This is a genomic window from Burkholderia sp. Nafp2/4-1b, from assembly GCF_003635165.1.
Classification (GTDB): domain Bacteria; phylum Pseudomonadota; class Gammaproteobacteria; order Burkholderiales; family Burkholderiaceae; genus Burkholderia.
Genome location: NZ_ML058652.1, coordinates 1 through 6,899, shown reverse-complemented (window position 1 = coordinate 6,899; position 6,899 = coordinate 1). Strand labels below are relative to the sequence as shown.

Here is a 6,899-nt window from a genome sequence, read left to right as displayed (position 1 = left end):
CGTGTCGACCGTGTTTTGGCTCGCTGGCCGGTTGCGATCGGCCACGCGCGCCAGGTGCTGCACGCGTTCGGTCGCAAAACTGGTCTGCGTCGCGGCCTGCGTAATCTGTTCGATTACATTTATTTCTATTCCTACCAATCCTTTGCTACAGATGCGGACTGTCGAACAGCGCTGCGTGGCTGTTGGCCTTGCGCTGGTGCTCGTCCATCATGCGCGTGAGGACCGGGCTCACGCGCGCGAGGAACTTGTCCGCGGCGTCGGTCTCATTCGCCTCCACGCGCACGTGGAATACCGGCGCGAACGTGTTGGTCTGCTCGAGGCGCGGGCCCGCGCGTGGCGCTGCGGCCTTCTCGAGTCCCTTGAGCTTGGCGGCCGCTTCGGCCGGCAGCGGCGCCGGTTCCGCACGCGCGACTGTCTGCCGCGCGATCGCGCGCAGCGCCTTGTCACCTGCAAACGTGCCGATCGCCCCGCCGACCACACCCGCGACCGCCGCCCCAATCGGCCCACCGAGCGCACCAATCGCCGCGCCGATCTTTGCGCCCGCCAGGCCGCCGGCCAGCTGGCCGGCAATCCCGGAGAACTGCTCGGCCTTGCGTGCGCGCGTGTCGCTGCCGACCGCCACGCCGTAGGCGTCCTTCGCCGCCAGCCCCAACTTCAGCGCCGTGCCGGCCAGCGCGAGCTTGCCCGCGTAGGGCATCACGCGACCGAGCACGGCCCGGCCCGCACCGATCACGCGACCGATGCGGGAGGTGGGCTTCGAGCGGGGTTTCTGGCGAGCGTGGCCGATCAGGTCGCTGGCCCCCGAGGCCGGCAGATTCACGACGAACACACGCTGTACGGCGCCGGGAGCGCCCGGAGTGCCGGCCGCAGCACCCAGCGTCTCGAGCGCGCGACCGACCACCCCACCCTTCGCGCGCCCGCGCGCACCGCCTCGTGCCAGGACCGCCCCACGCGCCAGATCCATCGCGCCACGCCCGAGCGTCCACAGCGCCTTGACCCCGCGTATCGCCACCGCCGCACCGAGCACGCCCACGACCGCCGCCGTCGCCTTCGGCGCACGCTCGGTCACCGTCTGCAGCCCAGCGCCCAGCGTCTTCGCGCCGTGTCCCACCGCATCGGTGACCGGCCGCAGTGCGTCACCCAGGCTGCGCATCGCATCGTCCCAGCGCTGTCCCACCTCGCGCCATATCTGCTTGCTGGTCTCGCGCCGCGCCTCGAGGTCCCTCCGGATCTCGTCGGTCGCCTGCGCCGAGTCGCGCTTCAGGTTGCGGTACAGCGCGGCATGCTGCATGTAGCCGGTCAGCGCCGCCTTTACCTGCATGTCGTTAAAGAGGTCGCCCGTCTTCATCGTCTCGGCAAACGCGGCCATCTGCGCCTGCCGTTTGGCGGGGTCCATCTCGCGATTGAACTGCTGCGCGGCGGCCGCGAGTTGCTTCGCCTTCTCGGGATCGACCCGTTCGATATATGCGCGGGCCAGCACGAACGACGCCTCCATCGTCGACCAGCCCTTGCCGATCGCCTCGCGCATCTTCGCCGGGTAGTCGACGCCGGCCTTGGCATAGTTGCGCTCGGTTTCGCCCGAACCGATCTTCGAGAACCAGTTTTTGAGGTTATTCGCCGCCTCGTCCGCGCTGCCCGCCGTCTTCATCTGCACCTGCAGCATTGCGCCTAGCTGGGTGACGGCATCCTGCCCGCTGATCCCCAGTCTCTGCATCTCCGCGAGCAGCACCGGAAACCAGCGCGCCATGTCCGCCGACTCGAACGAGCCCGCCTTGCCCAGGTACGCGATCGACTCGAGCGCCTGTGCCATCTGGCGGGGATCGGTCACGCCCGCGTTCTGCTGCAGCGCCTGGATCATCTTGGCCGTCTCGACGCTGGTCGCGCCCTGGCCGATCGCAGACCGCGCGATCAGCGGCGCGAAGTTCAGCGCGCGCTCCAGATCCATGCCGCCGGCCACCATCTGGTTCACCGCGTCGGCCAACTCGTTCCGTCCGATCCCGTTCGTCGCCGCGTCGCGCCTAATCCGCGCGCCCATCGTCGCCTCTTGCTGCGTGCGCGCAATACCCGCCTTGATCGCGATGTCCCGGATGATCGCCTGGTAATTGGCCGCGATCGTGGCCGGCACAGCGAGCGCCCCCGTCAATTTCATTGCATCGCCGATCGTGCCGCGCGCCGCTTCGCGCCCGGCCATCAGCCGTTGCTGGCCGATCGCCTTCAGCTCGAGCCCGCGCACGGTGCGTCCCAGCCGCGCATACGCGCGATCGAGCCTCCCCACCTCGAAACCCGCGTCACGCAGCGTGTGTAAATTGCGCTCGAGCTGGCGGCGTATCCCGTCGGCCGAGCGGTCGCCGGTGCGCTGCAAGCGGCGGAACGCGTCCTGCAACTGCAGCGTCTCGCCGATTTGGCGCTGCCAGAGCCGTGCGTCGTTCGCGCGGCGCTTCAGGCTGTCGATACGTGTACCCGTATCGGTGATCGCGCGGCCGAAGGTCGACGACACGGCCCCGCCGATCACGATGCCCAGTGCAATATTGCTTGCCATGTCGGTTCCTTCAGTTCCCTCAGTCCATTCAGTCGGTGAGCCACCACACCACGTCGTCGAGCGTCAATTCATCGATCGACGCGGGTGACATGTGCAACTCAGCCGCCAGGCGCTTGGCCAGCACCTTGAGCGTCTTGCTGTCGAGTGTTGCGTACGGTTCGAAACGAGTAGTACGCGTCTTGCACGCGTTCGTAGTCGGCCAGGTCCATCGCCTCGAGCTCGTCGAGCGCGACCTCGGCAAGCGACGCGAACAGGATCAGCTCCTGTTGCTCGGGATCGTTCGGGGCGAGTTTCTGCGCGCCGCGCATGTCGCGCACCTTCGGGCGGCGCAGCGTCAGGCGATCGCACGACACACCGTTCAGTTGAATCGGGTACGTCAGGGTTACGGTGACCTGGTCCATTGCGGTTCCTCAAATAAAAAATGGCGAGCTAGTGGCTCGCCATTCTGTCGACGCGAAAAATACGCTGATGCTGATTTTCTAATTCTACATTATGGATAACATAGAATATTTACGTCACTATCCTGTCCCACATTCAACACACCGGCTGCTTCCGCCGAGGTATTAATCGTCAACAGCGAGGAAGCAGCAAATGGGTTTAGATGATTGTCATCCCAGGAGCCATTGACCACCCATGCAGTCGTACTCGCACTCTTGTTGAGCGTCAACTCGCAACTGACGACGGAGCCTGTGCCTGGTTTCTGTATAGTCAGTTGATACGTTCCGGCAGAAGGATGCTTCGACGATTCAATACTGCATCCATCAGATATCGCCCCGACTAACGTACCATCTGCTCGCAAATATGCGGAACAGATCGCATGCGCCGTGGACATATCTAACATGACAATCAGAAAGACGAATAAAATTCGCAATAGTTTCTTCACGATTCACCTCCAGTCTAATTGAACCTGCCTTAGCAACCCGCATGAACGAGGGCAGGCGAATTTCGCATTCGATCAGCGGACAGGCTGCCGCGCCATGCAACAGTGCCCCCACATGGCCGAATTCAGTATAGAACGCAAAGATCGGGTGCCAAATAATATTCCTGAAACGTCAACCATTTTCATATTGCCTGCAGCGACATTCCGAGCAGTAAATGTGTTAATTCGACATGCCGGAGGCACCTAACCTGCATCGTGCTTCACATCCCCAGGTGCTTGCGCACCTCGGCCAGCTGATCGACCCCGTTGATCACGCGCTTGCACGCGAAGATATCGATCTCATGCACGATCGCGCCGTTCACTTCCAGCTTGTAATACGCGCACGAGACCGTGTATTTCACCTCTCCCTTCTCGCCCGGCTTCCAGTTGCCGGGATCCACCTCGTAACACGCCGTTAAACGCGTTGCTGTCCGCCAGCCCAAAGTACCGCAGTACGTCGTATTCCATGCTCGCCATCGTGAACGACGCGTCGAGCCCCTCCATGCCCTGGTCCGTCTTGACCGATGCGTCCATGCCGCCCGCGCGATAGTCGTCCGTCTTGAGCTTCAGTTTCGGCGGTGTCATCTCCAGCGCCCGGCCCGCGTAGCCGCGGCCATCCACGAACAGGTTGCAGTTATAAAGCGTTTCCGGAACGATCGTCGCCCCCTTAAATCGGGTTATCGAGCACTTCGGTGAGCCACTGGTTGGTGACTTCGAAGCGGAAAATCGGGTTCTCGGCCGGCGGCACGTCGGTGAACCGGATGTTCCAGTACACCTTGCCGTCCTCGAGCTGGGTGGCCGTATTGAGCTCCGGGTCCGGGTAGACCTCGAAGTTGATCAGCGCACCCTGACGCTTCAGGTCGCGCATCGCCATCCAGATATTCGATCGGGCGGCCGGTACCGGTGATGCCGGTCAGCTCCTTGTTCGACGGCGAGGCCCAGAAACCGATGCGCGCATCGGTCTGGCAGAACAGGCCCGCAGCGAATGCCGAGGCGGGTAGCGAGATTTCGCCGTCGGTGGTGGTGTCCCACATCGCGGCACGCGGATCGACCATATTGGAATTGCCAACCGCCTGCGGTCGGCTCGTGAAAAGCGCCGTCACCCTGGCCAGCGGGCCCAGCGTATCCGCTCTGTCTGCCGCCAACACCTTGGAGACAGACTCATCGGGGATCTCGCCCGAGGCGTCGACCATCGTCGCGAGGTCGATGGCGTCCCGATACAGCACGGATGCATCATTCCAACGATCGGCGTTGGCCAGCACCTTCTCGGCCTACAGGTCCGTTCGAGGCGCCCCGCTGCCGCGGGCAACTCATCACGCCTGCGGCTACCGCCGTCACGCGCCGGTCACCCAGCCCGAGCGTCGAAGCGCGATTGGAGCGGCGCTGGCGAAATCGACTCTGCTCGATGGGCGGCGTTGAGGCGAGGTGCGCTTTCCAGTTGGCCAGTTTGTCACGACAATCGTGGTGTAGTGATAAGAAAAGTTATCTTGCTGCGGCGATAAGACTCTACCGGTGCGAGGAATTTGAGCACTCTCACTTTTCGCTACGCACTGGTCGCGCCATGTCCAGAACGCCATGTTTGACCCAGGCGAAAGTTGCGCACCAGGTGTTCTAATCGGCCCAGGACGCCGCCATTGCACATCTTCTATGAGCAATCCGGATCGGGCCGCCTGATCGTTAGGTATCCGTATTTAAGGGCCGCGTGCAACTCCCGCCGACTGGATCGGTCTGCGCCAGCGGATGGCGGTTCTGGGGCGAAGCGAACGACTCTGAACGAACCCGAAGCGGTCCTTCGACTTTCACCGAGTCAGCCATCGCAATGAGCTAAGCTATCGGTAGCCAGTCTTCCCAGTAGTGAGCGAAGGACCGTTTTGGAGGTGCAGCGTCTGGCGTAGGCGACTACAACATTAATCCAGGAGGCAGACGTCGTGGCAGATGAACTGGTTCTATCTGCAAAGCGTATCTGGTACTACTCAGAGTACGATGAATCCGCATTCTTCGAGTGGCTCGATAAGCTACCTTGTGTGAAGCGCTATGAAGGCGAGCTCGACGTATTGAGCATTTATGTCGATGAAGCAAAGGTCGATGAGAGTGCTTTGCGCGAGTTGCTTGCGCTGTTCCGACGTTATGCGATGGAGATGGAGCAACTTCGAGTCTTTGACCGAAATGCATTCGCCTCCTGGTTCCGCGATTCGCGGGCCTATTGGCATGCCTCGGTATAGGTAACGCTGTCCGGGAAAAAAGCTAAATCAACTCTGCTGCTTCACGTATCCGCTGAGCGGTTGCCGGCAGGCCACCGCGTTCCAGGGCTTGCGCGAAGTCCTCGGCGGTTGCCTGAGGCTTTTTGCGACGGGCACGCATATGCTTGAACGCGGTCATCGTAGTAACCGGGTCGAGATCCCACTGGTTAATAATGAACCGGTCGGGATCAACGACCTCTATGCCGTACGCACTGACGATCTCGGACGGGAAGTCACGAAGGTTCGCGGTCACGATGCAGTCCGCGTGTCCGGCAACTGCGGCTGCGAGGACATGTCTGTCGTCCGGGTCCGGAAGCTCGTACGCCGAAACGAGCGGTGCCCAGGCAGTCTCCGGGACTTCCCAGTCCGGCACCGCCGCGCGCATGCAGTCTCGCCGAAACTCGAGCCTGCCTTTCAGGTCTGCTCGCTGATTTTCCAGCGCGGTGGTCCATTCCTGTTCAATTCTTGTCGACCATTTCGCGGCGAAAAGCCCCGCAGTAGCTAGGCTCATCAACGAGTCGGCAATCGCGATCGGATAGAGGGCACACGCGTCCAATAGGGCTGTGTAACGTGCGTTACCCGCCATCTCAGTAGTCCAATCCCAATTCGCGAGCGTTGTCAGCCATGCGATCGAGTGCGGAGGCCTGTTTCTCGCGCATTTTGTTGGCGTATGTCACCAAGTCGTCAAAGGCGATCCGTCGGTGTGTACCCACCATCCGATGCGGCAACCTGCCTTCTTCAATCTCCTTGATCACGAACGGCCGCGATACGTTCAGAAAATGGGCTGCCTCCACCGTGGTGAATTCCCGGTTTGCAGGCATGAGGGTGATCGAACGGCCTTCGCTCATTGCCCCGAGCAGTTGGCCGATGAGTTTCAACGCCGGCGGCGGCACTTCAACCGACGGATGTTCGCCTGTGTCGGTGGTGAGGGTGATGGCCGCAGCGCGTGAGTGATCGAGTGCTTCCATAATGCAGCGCTGCGCGACGCGTGCCATCTCCAGCTCTTCATTGGTGAGTGGTGGTGGCGTCACCTCGCGGATTCGGTCTACGGTACGCATGTACGTCCCCCTTTTTCATAATGCGGTGATGCGATGTGTCAAGCCTTGCTTCCGCAAGGCGGAAACAAGGCTACCCGACATCTGCATTAAATGCAACAAGTGCATTAAATGCAGCGGCGCCTCTTAGAGGCCAGTTCAAAAAG

The 6,899-nt window shown here is 61.8% G+C and carries 7 protein-coding genes and 2 pseudogenes; 2 read left to right on the top strand and 7 right to left on the bottom strand.

Annotated elements, in window-relative coordinates; translation table 11 throughout:
• Positions 1 to 145: 145 nt before the first annotated feature.
• From C7H84_RS34725 to C7H84_RS34710, 5 genes and pseudogenes are all read right to left on the bottom strand, one after another.
• On the bottom strand, positions 146 to 2,539 hold the full coding sequence (locus tag C7H84_RS34725) for a phage tail tape measure protein (protein WP_121863024.1): 2,394 nt from the start codon (positions 2,537 to 2,539) through the stop codon (positions 146 to 148).
• Between the two features lie 98 nt (positions 2,540 to 2,637).
• Positions 2,638 to 2,940 (bottom strand): phage tail assembly protein, encoded by a 303-nt coding sequence (locus C7H84_RS34720; protein ID WP_121863023.1) that lies wholly within the window; start codon positions 2,938 to 2,940, stop codon positions 2,638 to 2,640.
• A gap of 89 nt (positions 2,941 to 3,029) precedes the next feature.
• A complete protein-coding gene (locus C7H84_RS36790) occupies positions 3,030 to 3,422 on the bottom strand; it encodes a hypothetical protein (RefSeq protein WP_162999486.1) in 393 nt (130 codons plus the stop codon).
• Positions 3,423 to 3,679: 257 nt separating this feature from the next.
• Positions 3,680 to 4,115, bottom strand: a pseudogene (locus C7H84_RS34715) (phage major tail tube protein).
• 10 nt (positions 4,116 to 4,125) lie between these two features.
• Positions 4,126 to 4,456, bottom strand: a pseudogene (locus C7H84_RS34710) (phage tail sheath C-terminal domain-containing protein); the annotation flags it as partial.
• Between C7H84_RS34710 and C7H84_RS36990 the strand changes: the two are divergent.
• Together C7H84_RS36990 and C7H84_RS34705 are read left to right on the top strand one after the other, a co-directional pair.
• Positions 4,365 to 4,877 carry a hypothetical protein gene (locus C7H84_RS36990; RefSeq protein ID WP_205611497.1) on the top strand — a complete coding sequence of 171 codons (513 nt, stop codon included), beginning with the start codon at positions 4,365 to 4,367 and terminating at the stop codon, positions 4,875 to 4,877. The pseudogene C7H84_RS34710 and the gene C7H84_RS36990 sit on opposite strands and share 92 nt — an antisense overlap.
• Positions 4,878 to 5,386: 509 nt before the next feature.
• Complete coding sequence (locus C7H84_RS34705; protein WP_121863022.1) at positions 5,387 to 5,680, top strand: hypothetical protein; 294 nt, start codon at positions 5,387 to 5,389, stop codon at positions 5,678 to 5,680.
• Positions 5,681 to 5,702: 22 nt separating this feature from the next.
• Here the strand turns inward: C7H84_RS34705 and C7H84_RS34700 are convergent, their stop codons facing one another.
• Together C7H84_RS34700 and C7H84_RS34695 are read right to left on the bottom strand one after the other, a co-directional pair.
• Positions 5,703 to 6,284, bottom strand: a complete 582-nt coding sequence (locus C7H84_RS34700) for a PIN domain-containing protein (protein WP_121863021.1) — start codon at positions 6,282 to 6,284, stop codon at positions 5,703 to 5,705.
• A gap of 1 nt (position 6,285) precedes the next feature.
• Positions 6,286 to 6,756: a helix-turn-helix domain-containing protein gene (locus tag C7H84_RS34695; protein ID WP_121863020.1), complete on the bottom strand. Its 471-nt coding sequence runs from the start codon at positions 6,754 to 6,756 to the stop codon at positions 6,286 to 6,288.
• Positions 6,757 to 6,899: the final 143 nt, after the last annotated feature.